Source organism: Novipirellula sp. (assembly GCF_041583735.1).
Taxonomy (GTDB): Bacteria; Planctomycetota; Planctomycetia; order Pirellulales; family Pirellulaceae; genus Novipirellula.
Genome location: NZ_JBFHFD010000025.1, coordinates 1 through 19681, shown reverse-complemented (window position 1 = coordinate 19681; position 19681 = coordinate 1). Strand labels below are relative to the sequence as shown.

Sequence of the window (19681 nt, the reverse complement as noted above, 5' to 3'; positions counted from 1 at the left end):
GCTCCGTCACGAGGTGTATTCGGTCGCGATGACCGATGCCGCAAGTTCCAGCACGTCTTCCATGGCACTATCGGAATACAGCTGCGTCGGGTCGAGTACTTGAACGACGCCCAGGTGCGTCTTGGCAACCGTTCGCAGAAAGCGGGGAGGATGGCTGGTTTCCGCCGAAGCTTGGTCGCCCACCACAGTGTTGTCGCCAGTGTCGCCAGTGTCGTCAGTGTTGTCAGTGTTGTCAGTGTTGTCAGTGTTGTCAGTGTTGTCAGTGTTGTCAGTGTTGTCGTCGATGCGGACCCGTAATAGATCGACGGCGTGGTCGACGTGCCAAGCGATTTCGCAACATCCAACCCTGATTACAATCAAATGATCGGTCGTGCGAATCTGAGCGTTGCCAAGTCCCAACAGATGTTTCGTATCCAGCACGGGCATCACATGGCCGCGAAGATTGACCAATCCCATCACCCCATCGGGCGCTTTGGGGACGGGGGTAAGCGAGACGGCTCGCAGCACTTCACGAACAAAGTGAGTTTCAACGCCAAAGTGGCGTTGTTCGCATTGAAAGACAAGGATTTCAAGTTCCATGGGCGTCGACTCTTACGGTCCTCTTGAGAAAAACGAACTCCGACAAAGAGGACTTGCGACCTTTCATTCTACACCCCTTGATCAACAGCGGATGTTAGAATTTAAGTTGGAGTGCAGGATTTAGGGATTGGCTTGTTTAGCGACAGAACACGGGATTAACCTTCAAGGGCGACGAGCCATGGAGCGTGCGATGAAAATCTTGATTGCCGACGATGATCCTGTTTCTCGACGGTTGCTGCAGAGCTATCTCGAGAAATGGGAGTATGAGGTGACGGTGGCCAAGGATGGCAGCGAAGCGTGGCAATGTTTCCAGGATGACGACTTTTCGCTAGTGATTTGCGATTGGATGATGCCGGGGATTGATGGCCCGGACTTGATCCGCCGGATCCGCGCGGCGCGGGATCACGCTTACGTTTACGCACTGTTGTTAACGGCAAAGTCCAAGAAGGGGGACTTGGTCGAAGGCATGGAGTCGGGCGCGGATGATTTTATTAGCAAGCCGTTCAATCACGATGAACTGCATGTCCGGCTGAGGGCGGGCGAACGGATCATCAACCTGGAACGCTCGCTACGCGAAACTCAAGAAGCTTTGAGGAAGTCGCAGCATGAGTGAACTGGATCAAGCCGATCTGCTCGATACCCGAGGCAAAGCGCTGCGGACGAATCTTGACTCGCAGCGTTATGGCACGTTTGCCGAGATCGGGGCGGGGCAAGAGGTGGTGCGGTGGTTCTTTCGGGTCGGCGGAGCCGCAGGGACCATTGCCAAAAGTATTTCGGCCTATGACATGGCGATCAGCGATGCTTTTTATGGCACCTGCGATCGCTATGTTTGTCGTCCACGTTTGCAAAGTATGTTGGACTACGAATTCGAGCAAACACTCGACAAGCTTGGACCCACTCGCGGCGATACGACTGCCTTTTTTGTATTTGCCGATACCGTCTCGGCCCGCAATTTCAAAGGCACCAACGAGTGCCATGGTTGGATGGGCGTCAAACTGCAAGCTGTGCCTGGGGATGAACCCAGCCAAGTGATCATTCATGTGCGGATGCTCGATGGCGAAAATTCGCAACAACAGGAAGCACTCGGCGTGGTCGGAGTCAATCTCGTCTATGCCGCCTGCTTTCTAAAACATGATCCTGACCAATTTGTCCGATCGCTGCTGGACAATTTGACCGTCGATCGTATCGAGATTGACATGATCGAGTTTTCGGGGATCGCGTTTCGTCAAGTTGACAACCGCGTGATGAGCATGAAGTTAGTCGAGCTCGAGTTGAGTAATGCGGCCATGTTTGCAGCCGATGGAACGGTACTGCAACCATCCGAAGTGCTTTACAAAAAGCCCATTCTTGTCGAGCGAGGCAGCTTTCGTCCGGTCACCCACGTCAATATCGACATGCTCCGCTGTGCTCGCGAACAATTTTCCGCCGAGCTCGGAGACGATGCAGGCGAGATCGTTCAGCTGACCGAAATGACGCTGAAAAATTTGTTGACCGACGGTGCGCTGGACTATTCTGATTTCATCGCGCGAATCGAATTGCTGGCTGCCGAAGGTATGATGGTAATGATCTCGGATTACTTCGAATACTATCGGCTGGCCGCCTACTTGGCTCGCTTTAGCCGAAACCGGATCGGGATCACAATGGGAGCCTCGAGCCTGCGGGAACTGTTTAATGAAAAGTATTACACCGAACTGCAGGGTGGTGTGCTCGAATCCTTTGGCCGTTTATTCAAGAGCGATTTGAAGCTGTATATCTACCCGTTTGTTGATCCGGAAACCGGTGATTTTACCGCGGTCCAGAATCTCGAAGTCGCTCCGAATCTTCGAAAACTGTACGAGTACCTTGTTGAACGAGGTTGCATTGAACAGTTGAGCAGTTTCAATGATGCCTATTTGTCAATCTTCTCACGCGATGTGTTGAAGAAGATCGAGTCGAAGGATCCGACATGGGAAACGATGGTTTCCGAACACGTCGCCGCAATGATCAAAGAGCGGCGTTTCTTCGGTTATCGGCCGTAGTCTTGGCGATTTTCGCTACCGTGTTACGAGCACTTCTTAAAACGATTCAGGAACCTCATGGCCTTGGATCGATGCGTTGGCTTTGTGGATTTCAAGATCGATGCTAAACGTCGCCATCTTTACTGAACCGTCCAACATCAACACGTTCCATCCGGCAGGATGGGCACTGCCAAAATCATGGCACACCAAACAATCGTTCATACGGTCGAGCATCGGAGGCCGCACGGCGTAGCGAGCATAGGTGCTGGGGGTGTCGTCATCGCGGGGGTCACCGGAAATTGGCATCTGGTCGCCTTGGCAAATGCCTGTGCTGTAATTGTTGGGGTCCATTGCCTTTTCACCCACCGCGTAGGTGACGCTTAGTCCGTCCAAGACATCTCGGGGACGGGTGGATCGGCCCAATTGCCAAGCACCGCTCTTTTCGACTTGCACCATGCGATCGCTAAACGGATCGCTGGGGTCAAGTTCACTTCCGCTGCCCGCAGAAATGGCATAGTCCGTGCGCGCCGCTTCGTTGCCGTAGTGGGCTTGGTAACGCGGCATTATTGGGTACGGCTGAGCATCGCGACGCGACGGACAATGCAGCATCGGGATTGCCGACTGGATCGTGGCGATTCGTGCGGAGGTCAACGTCGCGTTCGGCGTTTCCGCGAACCGAGACAACTGGGCTGCCAATTCATTCTGTTCGGAATAGGCCAGCGTTTGCGCGATCCAGTTCGCACCTGCCATCGCCAGTTTGGGTTGATTGCGGTCGGGGAAGATGACCAACTGCGGATTCGCCTCGCCGGCATAGCCAGGAAATTGGCGGAATCCGGTCGAGTAGTTGTGAAAGCTGAGCCCAATTTGCTTCAAGTGATTTTGGCACTGGACGACCCGTGCCGCTTCACGAACCGACTGGACCGCTGGCAACAATAATCCGACCAGCACCCCGATAATGGCGATCACAACCAGCAGTTCGACGAGTGTGAAAGCACGTTGGAGGGCTTGTCGCATGGCACTGCCACGAGGGTGAAATGAAGAGAGAAGGAATAGCGGTTGCGTTTGGATGTCGTTTACCCAAGAACGTATGTTCCTGGCGCATCAACGATCAAAAGCCTCCTCACTATAAGGGGCGTTGCCCCAACGTCGCAAGCATTTTTTCGGGAGCGAAACGGCCGCCGAACGCGGTGGGGGGGATTACACTCGAGAGGCGATTTCCGTGATTCTAGCCGCGATTGCACGGGCCACGAGTTGATGTGGTCCCAAATATGACGACAGACGGATTTCGACGTCGGGGAATTTTACTTGCGTCTGCGTCACGATCTTTTGAATCGCTTGGAATAGGCGGCCATCAAATAACAGATGAGGATGAATCAGGATTTTGCGACAGCTGCGGGCCTGTTGCTCGAGCGTTTCAGCGAACCGTGGTTTCGCCATCGCATAAAAGGAGGTCGATGGATTGGCGATGCCCAGCCGGTGGGAAACCACTTCGCTTAACACTCGCATGTCGGCCTGGGCACACGGATCGTGGCTGCCACGACCAACCATCATCAATGTGATTTCATCGTCGGGGTGAGCAAACCCATCACGTGCGAATTGTAAGTGGCTGCAAACCAAATCCACCAACGCCGCTTGCCGTGAAATGGGGCGTGTGTGTGAAAACGTCACGTGCGGTGTTTCCGCTTGGCACTTTCGCACCAGATCCGGAATGTCCTGTTTGGCATGTCCGGCTGCAAATAACAGCAGCGGAGCCACGCGGATTTCGGTGACGCCTTGGCTGACCAGCCGATTCCACGCTTCGGGAATCGTCGGTTGCTGGAACTCGAGCAAGCAGGGTTGGACCAGCATCGAGGGGAGAAGGTGTTGCAGCTTTTCCGAAAGCTCAAAAAACTGCTGCGTGCCAATTTCGTCTCGCGTGCCATGCCCCACCAACAAAACGCCAAGGGGTTTAGCGGTTTGTTGGATGGGATTCGTCGAGGCTGGTCGAAGATCAGGCACTGTCATTGTCAGACGCGACTAGTGCACGACGTCCGATTTTGCGAAACCCTCTTTTTCCAGAGCGGTCAAAGCTTGGCCGACATCGAAGCCCGCCTTGTAGTGCACGATCACTTGGCGATTGTCGATCATGCCCTCTTCCTTTTGGGCTGCCAATTCCACGGTTTCAACCGCCTCGGTGTTTTCCAACAGTTCTTTGACACGTGGGTAACACGACACCGAACAATGCATTTCGGGAACCGCTAGCGTCAGCGTTCCTTCGTCGTCCATCACGGCGGTGGACACTGTTTCGGTTGCCGCGCTGGCCACTTCGTTGGCCGCTTGTTCTGACTGTGGGGGCATCTTTGCTACCGCCACCATGATGATAACGGCGGCTAGGGCTGCGATCGCGTAAGCAATTCCACGCATGGAAAATCTCTCTGAAAAAATGGTTAAAACGCTAAAGGAAGAGGGTAAAAGATTGTTTTGACTGTAGCTTGAATGCTGCCCGCGACAAGATCAACTGTTCGTTTTCACGCTTGGGTCATCGGCCACATTGACCCACACATGAACGTGAGGGGCACCCCGATAGTGCCACACAAATGCGGGGCCTTCAAGACGCCAATTGTCCCAAACCTTGTCATTGCCGATGTCATTGTCTTGGTAGAACGACAATTCGCAGGCTTCGAGACCCCCCTGGCTCTTTAGACATTTGACCACTTCGTCGCGATCACTTTGGCGATACATTTCGACCAATTTCTGCAACACGGTTTGCAGGTGGGCTTGTTGATCGGCCGACATGTCGGACACCGGCAATCCGGTTCGTTTGCCTTGGTGGCCACGGAAATGAACGTTTTGCTCTCTTGGCGTCTTCGCAACCAAGGCTTCTTTTTGTTGTCGTCCGTCGAGCATTTTGTAAAGATCGTTCGCCGCGATGGCTTGATCCCAAAATACATTGTCAATGTGATTCGCACCTTCATTGAACTCGGGCGCGTGGCCATAGAAGATCGGCCCGCCAAACGCGACGTGGTCGGTCGAATCGCCATCGCAACGCAATGTCATGTGGCGACCGGTCATCACCATTTCGAATTTGCCTTTGCCAGGAGTCCCAAAAATAGCAATCGACTGTTCGTTTCCAAATCCACCAGCGTCGTCTTCGAGTTGTTGGTAGTAACGCTCGTGCCAGTCGGGGTGAATGATCGATTCAAAGGTTTGCTTGATCAGGTCGCGCTGCTCGTCGCTGTAGAAGTCGTCGTTGATCTCGTGCTTGGTGATGTTCCAGTTGTTAGCAACAAACGTTCGCAGCAGACCTCGCTTTGGATCGTGGTGATCCCAATCGAAACAGACATCGCCACGTTGTTTTTCGCTGAGGGTTTCATACAGACGGCCGACCAGAGTTTCGGCGGTGGGCGTTGATTCGGCCGCCTTGGCTGCAGAGGAAAGCAGCGGGGCAGCTGCGGTACCCGCGATCGCGGCGCCTGCGATCGCAGCGGAGCTATGTCCAAGAAACTGACGACGGTTGACGGAGTGGGGATCGTTCATTGCGTAGTCCACAAAGGTATGAGAGAGAGAGAGGTGGGGCGAAGGTGGGCTCGAAGCCGAACTTCGATATTATAGGGGGCGTCGTCCGGCGGAGGAAAGCAAATGCGGTGGGCAAATTTGCGGAAAAGCAAAACAAAACGCCGCAGGTGAAACGATTCTCCTGCAGCGTTGGGCATACGGCTTTAGGGGGAGCGAGATGCTAGCTCTTCACGGGTTTTCGCATCTCAATTTCATAGCCTTCGCGATAGGGGCGAGCCAAGAAGCTGTTGGCTTCCTCGTCGCCCACGATTTGCTCGTTCGAATCGTCCCACTTCAAATCGCGGCCCAAGCGAGCGGTGATGCCCGCCAAGTGACACACGTTAAGCATTTCCATGTGCGAATGCACATCCGAAATCGGCTCTTTGCGTTCGCGAACACAGTGCAGGAAGTTGGCCCAATGTTGTTTGCGGCCGTTGTGTTCCATCGGCAAGCCCTTGTAGACCTTGGAAATCGCATCTTCGGGCAACGGGTTGCTCGCCAAGTCCTCTACGGGTTTGCCAACCAATTTGCCACGATTGACAAAGATTTTGCCTTGGGTTCCCGTAATCAAGACACCATTGTCCGTGTCGTTGCGAATGATCATTTCAGTATCCCCAGGATACTTCACGTTGAACTGGAACCCAGTCGCGGTGTTGTACCGGTCGTTGGGAACGGGGAATCCATCTTGGAAATCAACGGGGTGTTTCGCGGTTCCGCTGATCGATAGTGGGCCTTCGGTTTGACCGTTTAACTTCAGTGCCCAGTTGCAAATGTCGACATGGTGAGCACCCCAGTCGGTCAGTTTCCCGCCCGAGTACTCGTACCACCAACGGAATTCGTAGTGGCAGTTAGTGTGCGCATGCTTGCCCTTTTTCATGTAGCGGTAATCGACCTTCGGAGCCGGGCCGAGCCAACGGTCCCAGTTTAAGTTCTCTGGTACTTCGGCTACCGGAATTTCAGGACTCGTGGGAGCGCCACCGATTGCGGCTTGAACCTGAGTGATCTTTCCGAGCCGGCCTTCGGCAACCATCGCCATCGCTTTGACGAACAAGTGGAAAGTGCTTCGTTGTTGCGTGCCGACTTGGACAATCCTGCCGGTATCCTTTTGCACCTTGCGGATCAATTTGCCTTCGTCGATCGTCAGCGTCAGCGGTTTTTCGCAGTACACGTCTTTGCCGGCCAACATCGCTTCGACAAGCGGTTTGGTGTGCCAATGATCCGGCGTGGCAATGTGGATGACATCGATATCATCGCGATCGAGGATTTCCCGATAGTCTTCGTAGACGTCGGCTTTGCCATCAGAAAATCGCTTGTTGAAGTTGTCGGAACGTCCTTTATCGACGTCAGCTACTGCTACCACATCCAACCATTCTTTGGCCGAGTCGATGTTCCCCGTTGCCATTCCGCCGGCACCGATCACACCGATTGTCATGCGATCGTTTTTGGATTGTGTTTCAGCCGCTTGCGTTTTGGAGCTGCTGAAGAAGTAGGGGACCGAAGTCGCCGCACCCACCGCAGCACTGGTTTTTAAGAATTCGCGTCGTCCATTGGCCTGGAGGGAACGCTCAGTCGAGGGGGCATTTTCGTTGCGATTCATTGGGGATCAACCTGTCTGGTTTGATGAACTCGAGGCGTTTTTGTGGTTCCGGCAGTATATCTCAAATCTCTTACGAGTGAATCTGATCGGGCGTGAATGCCGCAGACAGACTACTTTTTACGGTTTTTGAAGGACCCGCGGATCCTCCGGCGGGCGGGGCCTCTTTCCGACGGGCGGGGCCTCATGCTGAGTGGAAGAGTCAGGATGCCGAGCGGGAGGGGGAGTGACCGAGCGGGGCGTCAGTGGGGGGAGAAGTCGCGAATTGCGATTTCGGTTATCCGAAGCCTCCGGCCTTTTTGACCGTTTTGGGTGGTGAATGTGTGGCATCTGCTATCGAGAGGCTCGGCGTGATACACTTAGAGATTGACATTTCGAAGCATGCTTTCCGTTTCTCAAACTCTTTACCGAGCCACGCGTCCATGACTTTTCAATCCCACATCCAAGCTTTGGATGCTGCGATCGCCGAACGCAACGCAAAAGAAATCCGTTCTATCCTGCTTGGACTTGATTTCGTGCTGATCAATATCGACGACGAAGACGAGGGCGACGGTGACGAGGAAAGTATGGGAGCATTGACGGCTGAGATCGAAGACGCCGACGTGTTGGTGGCCTTCAGTTCCGAAGAGAACGCGGGGCTGTTTGTCGGTGAAATGGGAGATTTATTCAGCGAAGAAGATGAAGTGCAGGGTTTTGTCGTCGATGGCGAGACGTTGCTCGAGTTTCTTCCCGAAGGATTCGGTTTGCTGATCAATCCCGAAACCGAATACAAGCAAATCATCGATCCTGAGCTCGCCACCGAGATCCTCGAACTTGGTGAACCGGCCTAGGGAAATTTGTTTGCCAGGGCTTAGCAGGCTTGCTTGGGCTTCACCAGACAGTGGAATCCGACGCATGGCTCTTCATCTTCTCGCTCATCACTCGCCGCTTGCAGCAGTTCTTGGACTTGCTGTAGGCGAGCCGGGTTTAATGCCGCCGAAACCACACGCTGCTGACCATCGTCGCCGATCACGACGGTGGTGATCACGGCGACGGTGTCTTCGTGTTGTAGCGCCGTGATGATGTGCTCGCCCACCTGTTGTTCGGCGTTTTTAATCGTGGTGACAAATTGAGCCATTTGTTGCGAGTCGACATCATTCGTCACGTTTCCCCTTTGCGACCGCGATTTTTCGGTGATCTGGGTCTCGATCACAGATTCATTGTCCTCGGGCTGCTCGTCGCCGGGCTGCTCGTTGTTGTTGGGAGTGGGAGCCGATTGGGAACCGTTCATAGCTAGGGTCCAAAGTTGCGATCAAGTAAGAACTAAGCAAATTCGTTTCGCTCCGCCGTCTCGACTCGCTCGATCGGGCGGTGACACGATCTCAGCGGTTGCGTAGTTCGTCCGCCGAGATCGTTTCAAACCTGCCGAAGCCTGCAATCAAATGGGCTTCTTCGACCTCAAAACGGTAGAACGCGAAGTCGTCAAAGTCGGCATACACCGTGGCATGGGGGTGTTTTCCTAGGAAAATCACACGTGCTTCCTCTTCTTCGTCCTTGGCGATCCGAACACAGGTTCCGCCGAGCGAGACGCGTGCCCCGACGAGCGGGGCGATCGATTGGTCGCATTCCTCGACGATCATCAGCGAGCAGCGGACGCTGTGGCTCAGGTTTTGAGTGTGTTTGGCGAGGCTGCTGAGCAGCATCAGCACCGAGGTGGGGCTCTGCGAAGCGATCGTCACCAGACTCACAAACGGCGAGTTGTCTTCGTTTAACGTCCCCAAACTTGCCGTTATCGCGTTTTCGGTAATCACGACGACTGTGTTCGCATTCGCAACTTTTGTCATTTCAGTTCCGTCATTTCCGTGAAGACAAATCGTGTGCTTGGCACCTGATTTGGAAGAAGGGAGGGGGAAGAAAATTAATGGCATCCACTCGAAACGCAAATCAACGCTTCTTATTTGAGTTCCAGTTCATTCTAGCTGGCGACGAGGCCGTCGGGGTGTGAAACATCTGCATTGCGACATTACTAACACCTTCGTAGAATGCATCCGCTTTCCGAATCGATAAAGGGCGACGACAGCTCTGGTTCGGAATTCGAAATACAGCAATACGAACGAATCAGGCGGTTCGAAGCGAACGGTCAATGGATTGGATTGGCAAAATTAAAGTGATGACGCGATTGGATTGTCTTGGCAAATTGACTTTTCCATTGAATCCGCGTCAGCAATACGGGTTGCAACGATTTTCGCCCCCCCATGAATCAGCGGCTTCCAGCAAGCGGCCGGTTCGAAACGGAAGGATTTTTCAGGCGGGATCGGCCCGCTGTACTGGATTGACACCCCGTAATTCATTGACACCCCGTAATTCATGGACACGTCGTACTGTATTGAAACTGCGGGCTGGTTTGACGGTTTTGGAATTGCTGGTGACGATGTTGATCATCGGGATCTTGGTGGCGTTGCTGCTGCCTGCGATCGGTTCGGCGCGTGAAGCGGCGCGGCGGGTTCAGTGTGTGGATCATTTGCGGCAATCGGGGTTGGCGCTTCACCAGCATCACAATGCCAAGGCGGCCCTGCCAGCCGGTTGGCAACTCGACGCAAAACAGGAAACCGCATTGGGATGGGCGGTCCAAGTGCTGCCGTTCCTGGAGCAGCAGAGTTTGAAAGACAAAGTCGATGCGCAGCCCACACTGCTTGATCCTGGCTTTGCGGAAATCCGGGCCCAGCCATTAGTGATGATGCTCTGCCCCTCGGACATCACCGAGCCTACCTTTGTGATGTACGCAGGTGACGAAGACGAAGACGAAGTCGAGCGCGCTGCGGGGACAACGCATGCGATGGATGGGGCGAAGCTGCCGCTTGCCCGCGAGGTGGAAGCGATCCTCGAGTTGCCCACGGCAAACTATGTCGGTGTTTTTGGAACATTAGAGGCCGATGACGCGGTTCCTGCGCCGCTCGGTGATGGTGCGTTTTTAGAAAACCGGCCCGTCCGTTTTCGTGAGTTCCAGCGAGGTTTAAGTCAAACCTACTTGGTCGGCGAACGCACGATGGCTCAAGTCCCCTCGACTTGGTTGGGGGTCAGTCTCAAGGGCGAAGACGCGGCGGCGAGGTTGGTAGGCTCTGCACTGGAGGGAATCAACAATCCGTTGGCGGATGAGTGTGATTTTTCAAGTCGTCATCCTGGTGGCGCGAACTTTTTATATGGCGATGGTCACGTCCGTTTTGTTGACCAAAATATTGATTTGACGTTGTACCACGAAATCGCTCGGTTGCGACGCTAACACCGATGGGACGCGTTAAGTGATGTGTGTTCGTTTTCAAGAGGGCAAGCTGGATGAACCGTATTCAATTGACAAAATGTGAGGCCGAAGTGATGGCCGTCGTGTGGCGCGAAGGCCAGGTGACCGTGCCGCAAGTCCTTGCCGCGATTGACCGTGACTTGGCCTACACCACTGTGATGACCACGATGAATATTCTCGAAGAGAAAAAGATTGTGCGTCGTGGTGAGAAGGTCGGCCGTGCCTACAGCTATCTGCCACGGGTCAGCCGCGAAGAGGTGCGTCATGGCATGATCCAAGAACTTGCCGAGCAACTGTTTGGCGGGTCCGTTCGCTCGCTGGTTCTTAGCCTGGTCAACTCGGAAAAAATTACGGCCGAGGACCTCTCTGCGATGGCCGACGCAGCCGATGAGTTGGAGAAATCTTGATGAACGCTCCGTTTGTCTGGGAGGCTGTTTCGGGGATCTGTCTGCAAGTCACCTTGGTGGTGATTATCGCGGCGATCATCGAGCGATGGTTGAACGAATCGGCCTCGGCGTGTCGCGTGTGGACCGCAAACTTTGTTGCCGTGATCGCCTTGGTTGCCAACGCCATCCTGCTTCCTCACTTTCGCATTGCCACTATCCCTGTGAGCCAATTGAACGATCAAGTCGAGTTGATCCTGCAGTGGCAAACATGGGGGGTGTATGCGGGGGGCGTGATCTGGTTGTCGGGAGTTTGCTTCATTCTGCTGCGTCGTGGATGGGGCCTATGGCAGTTGCTGCGTTTTCTACAACAGGATTGCGAAACGGTTTCCTTTGATCAGCTTGGCTTGTCCGCGATTCCGGCCGATTTTCTACCACCACGGTTACATCTGCTGGTGTCCGATAAGATGACAGGACCTTTTTGCCGGCAATTCCATCAGCCGACGATTGTCTTGCCAAGGTACCTGATCGAAGGCGATCGAGAGGTGCTGCGGCATGTGATGTTGCACGAGTTATCGCATCTGAGGACCAACCATCCGCTGCAGTTCTTTTTGCAGCAAATTTGTACTTCGCTGTTGTGGTTTCATCCCGCGATTTGGTGGGCGGGATACCGTGCCGAGGTGGTTCGCGAATTTTTGTGTGATGAGGTGGCCGCGCAATCCGCTGGTAAAGTTGTTGATTATTTACGCACGTTGATTCAGATCGCACAGCGGAGTGTTCGACATCCGGCGTCCGAAGCGGCGGCCTGTGTGTTGGCGTTTGGCCGCCGTAAAAGTGTGATTGTTCGCCGCAGCGAGCGGCTTGTCCGCATCGCAAAATTCCCCACCCGCTTCAGCCGCCCTCGGCAATCGTGCGGAGTCGTGGGGTTGGTGTTGATGACGCTATTCGTTTCTCACCTGTGGCTGCCTGTGAATGTATTGGCATCCTCTCGCAGTCATTGGTCACCTTGGCCGACTTGGACCGCCAAGACGCTGCATGATTTTGGGGTCAACGTTCGTGACTTTGAGCCCTTTGACGAGCGACATGAATTCAGCGAATCGTCTCATCGCCACGATTGACCAACGACGCAGCAAAACGATGTTGCGGCAGATCCGCGGGAATCGCTAATCTCTGGCAATCGATGCTGCCATCGGGGCGGACCGAGTCGGATCGGTCCCAGGTGACGAAGGCTGTGTTGGCTTCACCGCGTCGTGTTGAGTCGTTCATTAGGATTTTGGGCCCTCGGATGTCAGACGCTTCTTCATCGCCACCGTCGCGGTCGGAAGAGACAAATGCTCTTTTCAACATGCCTCACCGCAATGCGAGTTTGTGCAAAAACGACACGCAAAGCAAAGAAAATATCGGCTTGATACGACGGTATGATATCGATTTGGTGTTGGATGTCGGTGCCCATCGCGGTCAATATGGCCAGAGTTTGATCCACAGTGGATATGCCGGACGGATCATCTCGTTCGAGCCTGATCCGAAAACGTACGCCACCCTCAGTGAGGCCCGCCGTGGTTTTCGCAATTGGAAAGCCGAACCCTTCGCTCTCAGTTCCAAAAATGGTACCGCACTGCTGAATGTGGCGGCTAACGGGACCAGTCACTCGTTACAAGACCTTTGCGACGATTCGCTGTCGATCGCTGCGGAATCGGGTTACGTGGCTCAAGTACCCGTCCGTGCCCGTCGCCTTGATACGGTATTTAATGACTATTACACCAGCGGCGACCGTTGTTACATCAAACTGGATGTTCAGGGACACTCGCATCAAGTGTTGACAGGGGCCAGCGGTTGTCTCGAGCGAGTTGTGGCGATTGAGATGCCGTTGTCGATCCAGCCAGGGGCGTTGTCGATCCAGCCAACGCACCCAGACCCTCCGTTTGGGCACGAATCGATCGAGTCGATGAGTCAGCTTGGTTACGAGATGATGCTGTTGAGTCCCGCCGTGTTCGATCCCAAAACGGGAGCGATGTTGCAAGCCAATGGGATTTTTGTGCGACGTCAAGCCATCGTGGCGGTGAAAGCCGCCGCTTGAAATTTATCCCTTGACATCCGTGTCGTGAAACCACCGTTGTTAGGCCGCGCGGCGTCTGGTTCGCTCGATCGCTCGCTGAGCGTCCGCTTGCAGCAGTGATTTGCGTTTTCGAAAACCGTCAAACACGCGGATCGAGCGATTGCGGACCACCGTCCGCACCAGAAAAGGACTGATCTTCTCTTGGCTGAAAACATGCATGCCTCGCCGCGTCACGGTCAAATGTCGCTTGTATTGCGAGGCAATCGACTGCAATGCTCGATGCGACCATAATGCAATGTGTTGCCCGCCTTCGAGCACGTAGTACCACCATTGGTCAGGTTGAGGTGCTGGGTCAGGAACAATCCGGGTCGAGATGATCCAATTGGCCCCGAGTGCATCAAGGGTTTTGAGGTCCTTGTGCGGCTCCGCCATGTGCTCAAAGACTTCGAATGCCGTCACCAAATCAAACTGTTTGGCACCGGGTTGGACTTCGTAGCCTCGCGCGAACAGGTTTTCGCAGTAGGGATCGTAATGCGAGAAATCGTGGCCGCGGTCACGCATCATGCGTGTGAACATTCCGTAACCGCCGCCATAATCGACACTGGCTTGGACGCTCGGCATTACCAATCGAAGCGTGCGATCAACAATTTTTGAAAACGCTGCGTTCCGCCCCACCAAGCCGACGTCGGTCGACACAATCGCCGAGTCATACGCTTCGTCGAGCCAGTAGGGTGTTTCGGTCTGAATGAATTCACAATCGCTACAGCGAAAGTATTCGATCTCGTGTCGGGCCAGGATAGTTGCGCGTGCGAATGATTCCGAACGTCCGTTGCAGACGAGGCAATCCATTGCCATGGCCGGGTCCTTGAAAGGTTATGAATTACGCGGCATGACGCACGCGATCTTGTTTCAGCAAGTCTTCATAGACCTTTATCGTCTGCGTGGCAGTGTTTTCCCAGGAAAAATAATCGGCACGGCGATGACCGGCGGCAATTTTGTTCTCTCGGTCGACGATCGAGTCGTCACCGGCGGCAATCAGCAGCTCGGCAAGCTCGTCGACATTTTCGGGGTCAAAGAAATAGCCCGCGGAACCTGCGACTTCACGCAGTGCAGCACAGGACGATGCAAAGACGGGACAGCCATTGATCATGGCCTCTAGCACAGGTAGACCAAATCCTTCCATTTTTGAGGGAAAAACAAACGCGCTGCAGTGCTGGTAGAGCGTTTTTAGCAGCGAATCTTCTGCGGCTACGTACAGGTGAGTGCGGGGATCGTCGTGGGACCAACCCAGGGCGGCCTGCTCGCGCGGCTTCATTCGCGGCCCCACCAGCACAAGATTTAACTCGGGCGTTTGCTGCTTCATTTTGTTCCAAGCACGCCACAGCAGATCAAAGTTCTTGTAGCCTCCGCGACGACCCACGAATAAGACAAAGGGCCGCCCGGCGAGTTCCGTGGGCAGCGGAGCGGGATGCACGTCCGCAAGCCCGCTGCCTAGCGGCGTGATCGACGCACGGTTTGCGGCCGATGGGAACCGCTGGCACAACTCGTCGTACGTGGTTTGTGAAATGCAGCAGATGTGGTCTGCAAGGTCGATCGCCCGTGCCTTCATCGTCAGCGATTTGCCCGTTGGATCGGTGTTGGGAAATGCCTCGTGGATGAAGTCATAAACCGTGATCACCGTCGGCACTGTGGATTGTTCGATCGGACGTCGGCACAATCCTTGGTAATAGGTCCAATGCACCAAGTCAGCTTGCTGCTGGTGCATCCGTTTGCCGATGCGACCATGCTGGGCAGGATGCCAAAGCTTCCGCAAGATCTTTAGCGGTGGCCGAGTTCGCACCGCTTCGTATTGAAATCGAGGATGGGTTATCCCCGTCGCCGGATCTTCGGGACCGAGCATGATTGGCGTGGTTTGCGCGGGAAGTCGATTGATCAGCTCGACGAAATAGCGTGCAACGCCTCCACAACGAAGCATCTCGAATATGGAACCTTCGTATAGAACTCGCATGCTATCGTTATGGTTTGTCGGAGATTTTGTAAACGGAATGGAGACGGGAGTGCCAGGCAAGCCTGTACTGTCGGCAAGGTTTATTGAGCGAACAATCAAACTCACCCTGCGGAAATGGTGAAACGGGGGGAACGTCCGTTCCCATCATCACAGTCGGGGTGAGAGTGGCTCGATTGGGGATGCGGTTTAACCCAGCAGGCCTGTTGTAGCAAACTATTCTCGTTTAGAGAAAGACATTTCAGGGCCGCCACCCAATCGGGATCGCACCCCCAAGCAATCTTCGTCTCGCTTCGGTAACAATTGCTAGCATTCCTCGCAGAGTATTTCGTGTCCGAGTAGGTCGAACACGAGGGATTGCTGGCTTGCAATTTTTGATCGGTTGTGCGGGAGATCAGCTTGTGTCGTTTTTTCGGCGGCCTTCTTGTTTACCATTTGCTTGAGCCCGTTGGGTTTGGGGGCTAGTTCGGGTGTCTGTCCCCGCTAAATGCTAGCATTTGAAAAGGATGACAAAAAAAAGAGCCGCCCCGCTTTGTGACAAAGCGGGGCGGCTGTGGAATCGCGACTTCGAGAGATGATTTAAGCTTGCGGGCGATTTAGATCTCACCCTCGGGAGTTTCTCGCGAGGCTCGAGTTCCCAAGGCTCCCCACAATCCATATGGGCTTTCCATTCCCGCGCGGACGCCTTCGCCACCATCGCGTTCGGGGGCACGGTGGTCGCCATCGCCCGCTTCGATGCTGTCGGTGACAAATTTCACTGCACCGTCACCCATCAATACGTGCGCGCCCCCTTGGTGGTAACTTCCTGCGCTCAGCAGCACTGCGTTAGCCATTGCGTTGCCCGACAACGCGTTGGGGCTATTGGGGGGCAGGATGGTTTGAAAGCTGGTGGTCGACGCTCGTCCATCGGCCCAGCGGGTACCCCGCGCATAGGAACCCTCGTAAAGGGTCAACCCCGATTGCTTTAGGAATTGGGGTCTCGCAGGATCTCGAGTGGCATCGACTGTCGATTTGGGATTCGATTTCAGCCCTTCTGCACCGCCTGTGATACTGCGAACGATCGTCCCTTTGACCTGTCGAATCTGGCCGCAGGTGGGAATTTCGCCCATCGCGATTGTGTTGGCGAGACCGTCCAGCACGTCACGAAAAGCCGTCTTCTTTTTGCGTGGCCAGAAAAAACCTCGGTTCGCCGCTTTGGCACGCGTGATCATCCAGCCTTGGGCTGTCGTATGGGTGCCCCCTGAGCTGCTGTGGAAGATGCCGATTTCGTTCATCCCACCAAAGGAAACACGATCAATTCCGTCGCCAATATTGGCGGCATAATTGGTGCGTCCCCCCGCCGGAAGTCCGGTGAATGGGTCGCTTGGGCAACGCAACGACCCGATCTCGGTGGACCAGGGAACGTAGGTCAATTTGTACCCGGTTGGCCCCATCGGATGCCATTTTCCGCCCGTACCGGTCGGCGTGCTACCATCGGTGGTCTCGAGACTTGGGTTCGAGATTTGTTCCCACAACGCCTGTTGTTCAAAAAACGGGGTTAATCCAACCAGAAAACTGAGTCGTCGCCGATTGGTGTCATCGTCCGCTTTGGCAGCACCTAACCGATCGGTGCCCCCCATTTGCGTGGGTATTTGCTTGTAGGCGGAATGATAATTGTGAAGTGCCAAACCGAGTTGCTTCACATTGTTGCTGCACTGCATCCGCCGAGCAGCCTCGCGTGCGGCTTGAACCGCGGGTAATAACAGTCCGACCAAAACACCAATGATTGCGATGACTACGAGAAGTTCCACCAACGTGAAACCGCGCTGCGCTCTAGGGTGATTCATTTCTGAATGTCTCCTAAGTGAAGAAAGGGAAAAGAGTTTTCAGCAGAAAAGTGGGGGGTGAGAATCACCAACCCTACGCAGGTCATTTGTGTGACCTGGATCTTTACCGTATCAGTGCGCAGCGGGTTTTATCACCCCTTAAATTGCCGGTAGGAAAGAAATTATCCAAAAAAAGACGCAAAAGTGCTTGAATTTTGCGTTTTAGATAGCCTTTCGGGCAGTGGGAACGCCATTTCGCGATCCGAAAGGATGGGGACAGGCAAGGTGACGCTAGCTTTGGGCCGCTACAACTTTGGTATTGAGGTCGGATCTTAAGCGATGAGTTTTTTTCGGGCCCAAACTGCAGTTCCCTCTCCACCGACGAAGTCGGGTGGAGAGGTGCAGAACCCCGGTGAGATCAAGGATTGTCGGCAGTCGGGCCACTTGCTGCCGCACCTGCATCCTCGCCCGGGTCTTCGGTACTTTCTTCATTCTCTTCGGCTTCGATCGAGGCCATATCATGCCCTCCCACCACGGTTGACTCATCACTGCTGCCGCATCCGGGAACAAACGTGAGCGATGCGAACAGAAACACGAATGCAAAACTTAAGCGGATCATCAATACACCTAGAAAAAGAGACGAACTTGCAATGCGTCGAGTGGTCTTGGTGGCGTCCATCAAGGCTCGACGGCGGTACTGCCAGTGTCTCAGGGGCTAATGCGGATGACAAGTCCGTTGGGGGGGCAACTGGGGAAAGTAACGTTCGCGGGGGCGAGAATCACGAAAGTAGCAGTCCGATGCGCGATAATTCGGCCCGCAGCCCCGTTATTCGGCCCGAAGAACCTTCGGTGGTAAAGAAATGCGGTACCACAGGCCCCCATTGGCCTCGACGATTCTGCGGTTTGCCTGCTACATTGCCCCGCTTGCCCAACGCGGCATTCTCCGACAACCCATAACTATTCACAGGCCACCTACGCCGTGATCGTCATTCTGCAAAGCAACGTAACGGAAGAGCAAGTCGATCACGTGCTTCGGCGGATCGAGGCTCTTGGGCTGCAGCACCACCTCAGCCGTGGAACGTTTCGCACGATTGTCGGCATCATTGGTGACGAAGAAAAGCTGCAAGCCGAGCCGCTGCACGCGATTCCAGGCGTAGCGCAAGTCATCCCTGTGCTGCCCCCCTACAAATTGGCCTCGCTCGAAGCTCATCCTGAGCCGAGTATTGTCGACGTTTCCGGAGTAAAAATCGGCAATGGGCATCTCGGCATGATCGCGGGTCCCTGCAGTGTCGAAGATCGCGATCGCATGTTCCGGATTGCAGAAAGTGTTTGCGAATCGGGAGCCAATCTGTTTCGCGGCGGTGCCTACAAACCGCGAACCAGCCCCTATGCATTCCAGGGGCTTGGCGAAACGGGACTGAAATTGCTGCGTGAAGTGGGCGACAAGTTCAATATGCCAGTGGTCACCGAGGTGACCGATCCTCGTTTAGTGGAACTGGTCGCTGAGCATGCGGACATGTTGCAGGTAGGTGCACGCAATATGCAGAACTTTGCCTTGTTGACCGAAGTGGGCAAGTCGCAGCGGCCCGTGTTGCTGAAACGTGGCATGAGTGCCACGATCACCGATCTGTTGATGTGTGCCGAATACATCCTGTCCCAAGGCAATATGAACGTGGTGCTTTGCGAACGTGGGGTCAAAGGATTTGATAGCGCGACGCGGAATCTGTTTGACGTCGCAGCCGTTCCTTTGATTCACAATTTGTCGCACTTGCCTGTGATTGTGGATCCCTCGCACGCAACAGGCCGGCCTGATTTGATTCCCGCTTGTGCGTTGGCCGGTTTGGCCGCCGGGGCAGATGGCGTGCATATCGAAGTGCACGATTGCCCTGAAGAAGCAAAAAGCGATGGCCCTCAGGCTTTATTACCCGATCAATATCGTCAGCTTGCAGACCAAATGAAAGAACTTGCTAAGCTGTTTGGAAAAACTGTGTCCCCGCTTCCGGAGAAAATGGGTTGAGTCGTCAAACAATCATTGCTGGTAACTGGAAAATGAACACTCGTTGTGACGGTGCCGTTGCACTGGCCAAGAGTGTGGTTGCCGCAGTCGGCGAAACGCCGTCGGTCCAAGTGGTCCTCTGTCCACCTTCGGTGTACCTGTCTAGCGTGGCGGATGCGGTCGCGGGAACATCGGTCCAGCTTGGCGCACAGAATTTGTACGCTGCCGAAGATGGTGCGTTCACGGGCGAAGTCAACGCAGCGATGTTGACCGATGTCGGCTGTGGCTTCGTGATCTTGGGGCACAGCGAGCGTCGCGCCTTGATGGGCGAAACCGATGCGGATGTCAGCAAGAAACTACATGCGGCACTCGCTGGCAACTTGGTGCCAATCGTGTGTGTCGGCGAAACGCTTCAAGAGCGTGAAGCGGGTAAAATGGAAGAAGTGATCCAAACG

The 19681-nt window shown here is 54.5% G+C and carries 22 protein-coding genes; 9 read left to right on the top strand and 13 right to left on the bottom strand.

Features of this window, described 5'->3' with window-relative positions:
• Positions 1-6: 6 nt before the first annotated feature.
• The gene (locus ABX962_RS03860) at positions 7-579 is read right to left on the bottom strand and encodes a chemotaxis protein CheW (protein WP_372716796.1); all 573 of its coding nucleotides are present in this window, start codon (positions 577-579) and stop codon (positions 7-9) included.
• A 190-nt stretch (positions 580-769) separates the two neighbouring features.
• Between ABX962_RS03860 and ABX962_RS03855 the strand changes: the two genes are divergently transcribed.
• Together ABX962_RS03855 and ABX962_RS03850 are read left to right on the top strand one after the other, a co-directional pair.
• The gene (locus tag ABX962_RS03855; RefSeq protein WP_040764135.1) at positions 770-1192 is read left to right on the top strand and encodes a PleD family two-component system response regulator; all 423 of its coding nucleotides are present in this window, start codon (positions 770-772) and stop codon (positions 1190-1192) included.
• Positions 1185-2597 (top strand): TonB-dependent receptor, encoded by a 1413-nt coding sequence (locus ABX962_RS03850; protein ID WP_372716794.1) that lies wholly within the window; start codon positions 1185-1187, stop codon positions 2595-2597. The genes ABX962_RS03855 and ABX962_RS03850 overlap by 8 nt, the downstream gene beginning before the upstream one ends.
• Positions 2598-2633: 36 nt before the next feature.
• Here the strand turns inward: ABX962_RS03850 and ABX962_RS03845 are convergent, their stop codons facing one another.
• From ABX962_RS03845 to ABX962_RS03825, 5 genes are all read right to left on the bottom strand, one after another.
• The gene (locus ABX962_RS03845; RefSeq protein WP_372716792.1) at positions 2634-3590 is read right to left on the bottom strand and encodes a DUF1559 domain-containing protein; all 957 of its coding nucleotides are present in this window, start codon (positions 3588-3590) and stop codon (positions 2634-2636) included.
• A 183-nt stretch (positions 3591-3773) separates the two neighbouring features.
• Positions 3774-4580 (bottom strand): sirohydrochlorin chelatase, encoded by an 807-nt coding sequence (locus ABX962_RS03840; RefSeq protein ID WP_372716790.1) that lies wholly within the window; start codon positions 4578-4580, stop codon positions 3774-3776.
• 12 nt (positions 4581-4592) lie between these two features.
• Entirely contained in the window at positions 4593-4979 is a 387-nt protein-coding gene (locus ABX962_RS03835; protein ID WP_372716788.1) for a heavy-metal-associated domain-containing protein, read from the bottom strand.
• A gap of 90 nt (positions 4980-5069) precedes the next feature.
• Positions 5070-6092, bottom strand: a complete 1023-nt coding sequence (locus ABX962_RS03830; RefSeq protein ID WP_372716786.1) for a DUF3500 domain-containing protein — start codon at positions 6090-6092, stop codon at positions 5070-5072.
• 199 nt (positions 6093-6291) lie between these two features.
• Positions 6292-7707, bottom strand: a complete 1416-nt coding sequence (locus ABX962_RS03825) for a Gfo/Idh/MocA family oxidoreductase (RefSeq protein ID WP_372716784.1) — start codon at positions 7705-7707, stop codon at positions 6292-6294.
• Positions 7708-8126: 419 nt separating this feature from the next.
• On the opposite strand from ABX962_RS03825, the gene ABX962_RS03820 reads away from it, so the two are divergent.
• Positions 8127-8534, top strand: a complete 408-nt coding sequence (locus ABX962_RS03820) for an SseB family protein (RefSeq protein ID WP_339938282.1) — start codon at positions 8127-8129, stop codon at positions 8532-8534.
• Between the two features lie 20 nt (positions 8535-8554).
• Here ABX962_RS03820 and ABX962_RS03815 read toward each other — a convergent pair whose 3' ends face one another.
• Together ABX962_RS03815 and ABX962_RS03810 are read right to left on the bottom strand one after the other, a co-directional pair.
• A complete protein-coding gene (locus ABX962_RS03815; RefSeq protein ID WP_372716782.1) occupies positions 8555-8974 on the bottom strand; it encodes a hypothetical protein in 420 nt (139 codons plus the stop codon).
• 91 nt (positions 8975-9065) lie between these two features.
• Positions 9066-9527, bottom strand: coding sequence for a HugZ family protein (locus ABX962_RS03810; RefSeq protein WP_372716780.1), 462 nt, complete (start codon positions 9525-9527; stop codon positions 9066-9068).
• A gap of 506 nt (positions 9528-10033) precedes the next feature.
• On the opposite strand from ABX962_RS03810, the gene ABX962_RS03805 reads away from it, so the two are divergent.
• The 3 genes from ABX962_RS03805 to ABX962_RS03795 are packed head-to-tail and all read left to right on the top strand — an operon-like array spanning position 10034 to position 12482.
• Positions 10034-10963, top strand: coding sequence for a DUF1559 domain-containing protein (locus ABX962_RS03805; RefSeq protein WP_372716779.1), 930 nt, complete (start codon positions 10034-10036; stop codon positions 10961-10963).
• Between the two features lie 53 nt (positions 10964-11016).
• A complete protein-coding gene (locus ABX962_RS03800; protein ID WP_372716777.1) occupies positions 11017-11388 on the top strand; it encodes a BlaI/MecI/CopY family transcriptional regulator in 372 nt (123 codons plus the stop codon).
• Positions 11388-12482, top strand: a complete 1095-nt coding sequence (locus tag ABX962_RS03795; protein ID WP_372716775.1) for a M56 family metallopeptidase — start codon at positions 11388-11390, stop codon at positions 12480-12482. Before ABX962_RS03800 ends, ABX962_RS03795 begins: the two co-directional genes overlap by 1 nt.
• Here ABX962_RS03795 and ABX962_RS03790 read toward each other — a convergent pair.
• Complete coding sequence (locus tag ABX962_RS03790; protein ID WP_372716773.1) at positions 12454-12630, bottom strand: hypothetical protein; 177 nt, start codon at positions 12628-12630, stop codon at positions 12454-12456. The genes ABX962_RS03795 and ABX962_RS03790 overlap by 29 nt on opposite strands.
• 79 nt (positions 12631-12709) lie before the next feature.
• On the opposite strand from ABX962_RS03790, the gene ABX962_RS03785 reads away from it, so the two are divergent.
• Positions 12710-13441, top strand: coding sequence for an FkbM family methyltransferase (locus tag ABX962_RS03785; RefSeq protein ID WP_372716771.1), 732 nt, complete (start codon positions 12710-12712; stop codon positions 13439-13441).
• A 39-nt stretch (positions 13442-13480) separates the two neighbouring features.
• Here the strand turns inward: ABX962_RS03785 and ABX962_RS03780 are convergent, their stop codons facing one another.
• The 4 genes from ABX962_RS03780 to ABX962_RS03765 form a co-directional block, all read right to left on the bottom strand.
• Positions 13481-14275 carry a class I SAM-dependent methyltransferase gene (locus tag ABX962_RS03780; protein WP_372716769.1) on the bottom strand — a complete coding sequence of 265 codons (795 nt, stop codon included), beginning with the start codon at positions 14273-14275 and terminating at the stop codon, positions 13481-13483.
• A 25-nt stretch (positions 14276-14300) separates the two neighbouring features.
• Positions 14301-15395, bottom strand: a complete 1095-nt coding sequence (locus ABX962_RS03775; RefSeq protein WP_372716767.1) for a glycosyltransferase family 4 protein — start codon at positions 15393-15395, stop codon at positions 14301-14303.
• 626 nt (positions 15396-16021) lie between these two features.
• Positions 16022-17251: a DUF1559 domain-containing protein gene (locus tag ABX962_RS03770; protein ID WP_372716765.1), complete on the bottom strand. Its 1230-nt coding sequence runs from the start codon at positions 17249-17251 to the stop codon at positions 16022-16024.
• 397 nt (positions 17252-17648) lie between these two features.
• Positions 17649-17849, bottom strand: a complete 201-nt coding sequence (locus ABX962_RS03765; RefSeq protein WP_372716763.1) for a hypothetical protein — start codon at positions 17847-17849, stop codon at positions 17649-17651.
• A 360-nt stretch (positions 17850-18209) separates the two neighbouring features.
• Between ABX962_RS03765 and aroF the strand changes: the two genes are divergently transcribed.
• Together aroF and ABX962_RS03755 are read left to right on the top strand one after the other, a co-directional pair.
• On the top strand, positions 18210-19247 hold the full coding sequence (gene aroF / locus ABX962_RS03760; RefSeq protein ID WP_372716761.1) for a 3-deoxy-7-phosphoheptulonate synthase: 1038 nt from the start codon (positions 18210-18212) through the stop codon (positions 19245-19247).
• On the top strand, positions 19244-19681 hold a 438-nt coding region (locus ABX962_RS03755; protein ID WP_372716759.1), incomplete at its 3' end, for a triose-phosphate isomerase. The genes aroF and ABX962_RS03755, both read left to right, overlap by 4 nt.

What these genes read in the sequence shown, in the direction of transcription:
- ABX962_RS03860 (WP_372716796.1), bottom strand. Translation starts at nt 579, where the DNA reads ATGGAACTTGAAATCCTTGTCTTTCAATGCGAACAACGCCACTTTGGC.
- ABX962_RS03855 (WP_040764135.1), top strand. Translation starts at nt 770, where the DNA reads ATGAAAATCTTGATTGCCGACGATGATCCTGTTTCTCGACGGTTGCTG.
- ABX962_RS03850 (WP_372716794.1), top strand. Translation starts at nt 1,185, where the DNA reads ATGAGTGAACTGGATCAAGCCGATCTGCTCGATACCCGAGGCAAAGCG.
- ABX962_RS03845 (WP_372716792.1), bottom strand. Translation starts at nt 3,590, where the DNA reads ATGCGACAAGCCCTCCAACGTGCTTTCACACTCGTCGAACTGCTGGTT.
- ABX962_RS03840 (WP_372716790.1), bottom strand. Translation starts at nt 4,580, where the DNA reads ATGACAGTGCCTGATCTTCGACCAGCCTCGACGAATCCCATCCAACAA.
- ABX962_RS03835 (WP_372716788.1), bottom strand. Translation starts at nt 4,979, where the DNA reads ATGCGTGGAATTGCTTACGCGATCGCAGCCCTAGCCGCCGTTATCATC.
- ABX962_RS03830 (WP_372716786.1), bottom strand. Translation starts at nt 6,092, where the DNA reads ATGAACGATCCCCACTCCGTCAACCGTCGTCAGTTTCTTGGACATAGC.
- ABX962_RS03825 (WP_372716784.1), bottom strand. Translation starts at nt 7,707, where the DNA reads ATGAATCGCAACGAAAATGCCCCCTCGACTGAGCGTTCCCTCCAGGCC.
- ABX962_RS03820 (WP_339938282.1), top strand. Translation starts at nt 8,127, where the DNA reads ATGACTTTTCAATCCCACATCCAAGCTTTGGATGCTGCGATCGCCGAA.
- ABX962_RS03815 (WP_372716782.1), bottom strand. Translation starts at nt 8,974, where the DNA reads ATGAACGGTTCCCAATCGGCTCCCACTCCCAACAACAACGAGCAGCCC.
- ABX962_RS03810 (WP_372716780.1), bottom strand. Translation starts at nt 9,527, where the DNA reads ATGACAAAAGTTGCGAATGCGAACACAGTCGTCGTGATTACCGAAAAC.
- ABX962_RS03800 (WP_372716777.1), top strand. Translation starts at nt 11,017, where the DNA reads ATGAACCGTATTCAATTGACAAAATGTGAGGCCGAAGTGATGGCCGTC.
- ABX962_RS03795 (WP_372716775.1), top strand. Translation starts at nt 11,388, where the DNA reads ATGAACGCTCCGTTTGTCTGGGAGGCTGTTTCGGGGATCTGTCTGCAA.
- ABX962_RS03790 (WP_372716773.1), bottom strand. Translation starts at nt 12,630, where the DNA reads ATGAACGACTCAACACGACGCGGTGAAGCCAACACAGCCTTCGTCACC.
- ABX962_RS03785 (WP_372716771.1), top strand. Translation starts at nt 12,710, where the DNA reads ATGCCTCACCGCAATGCGAGTTTGTGCAAAAACGACACGCAAAGCAAA.
- ABX962_RS03780 (WP_372716769.1), bottom strand. Translation starts at nt 14,275, where the DNA reads ATGGCAATGGATTGCCTCGTCTGCAACGGACGTTCGGAATCATTCGCA.
- ABX962_RS03775 (WP_372716767.1), bottom strand. Translation starts at nt 15,395, where the DNA reads ATGCTTCGTTGTGGAGGCGTTGCACGCTATTTCGTCGAGCTGATCAAT.
- ABX962_RS03770 (WP_372716765.1), bottom strand. Translation starts at nt 17,251, where the DNA reads ATGAATCACCCTAGAGCGCAGCGCGGTTTCACGTTGGTGGAACTTCTC.
- ABX962_RS03765 (WP_372716763.1), bottom strand. Translation starts at nt 17,849, where the DNA reads ATGATCCGCTTAAGTTTTGCATTCGTGTTTCTGTTCGCATCGCTCACG.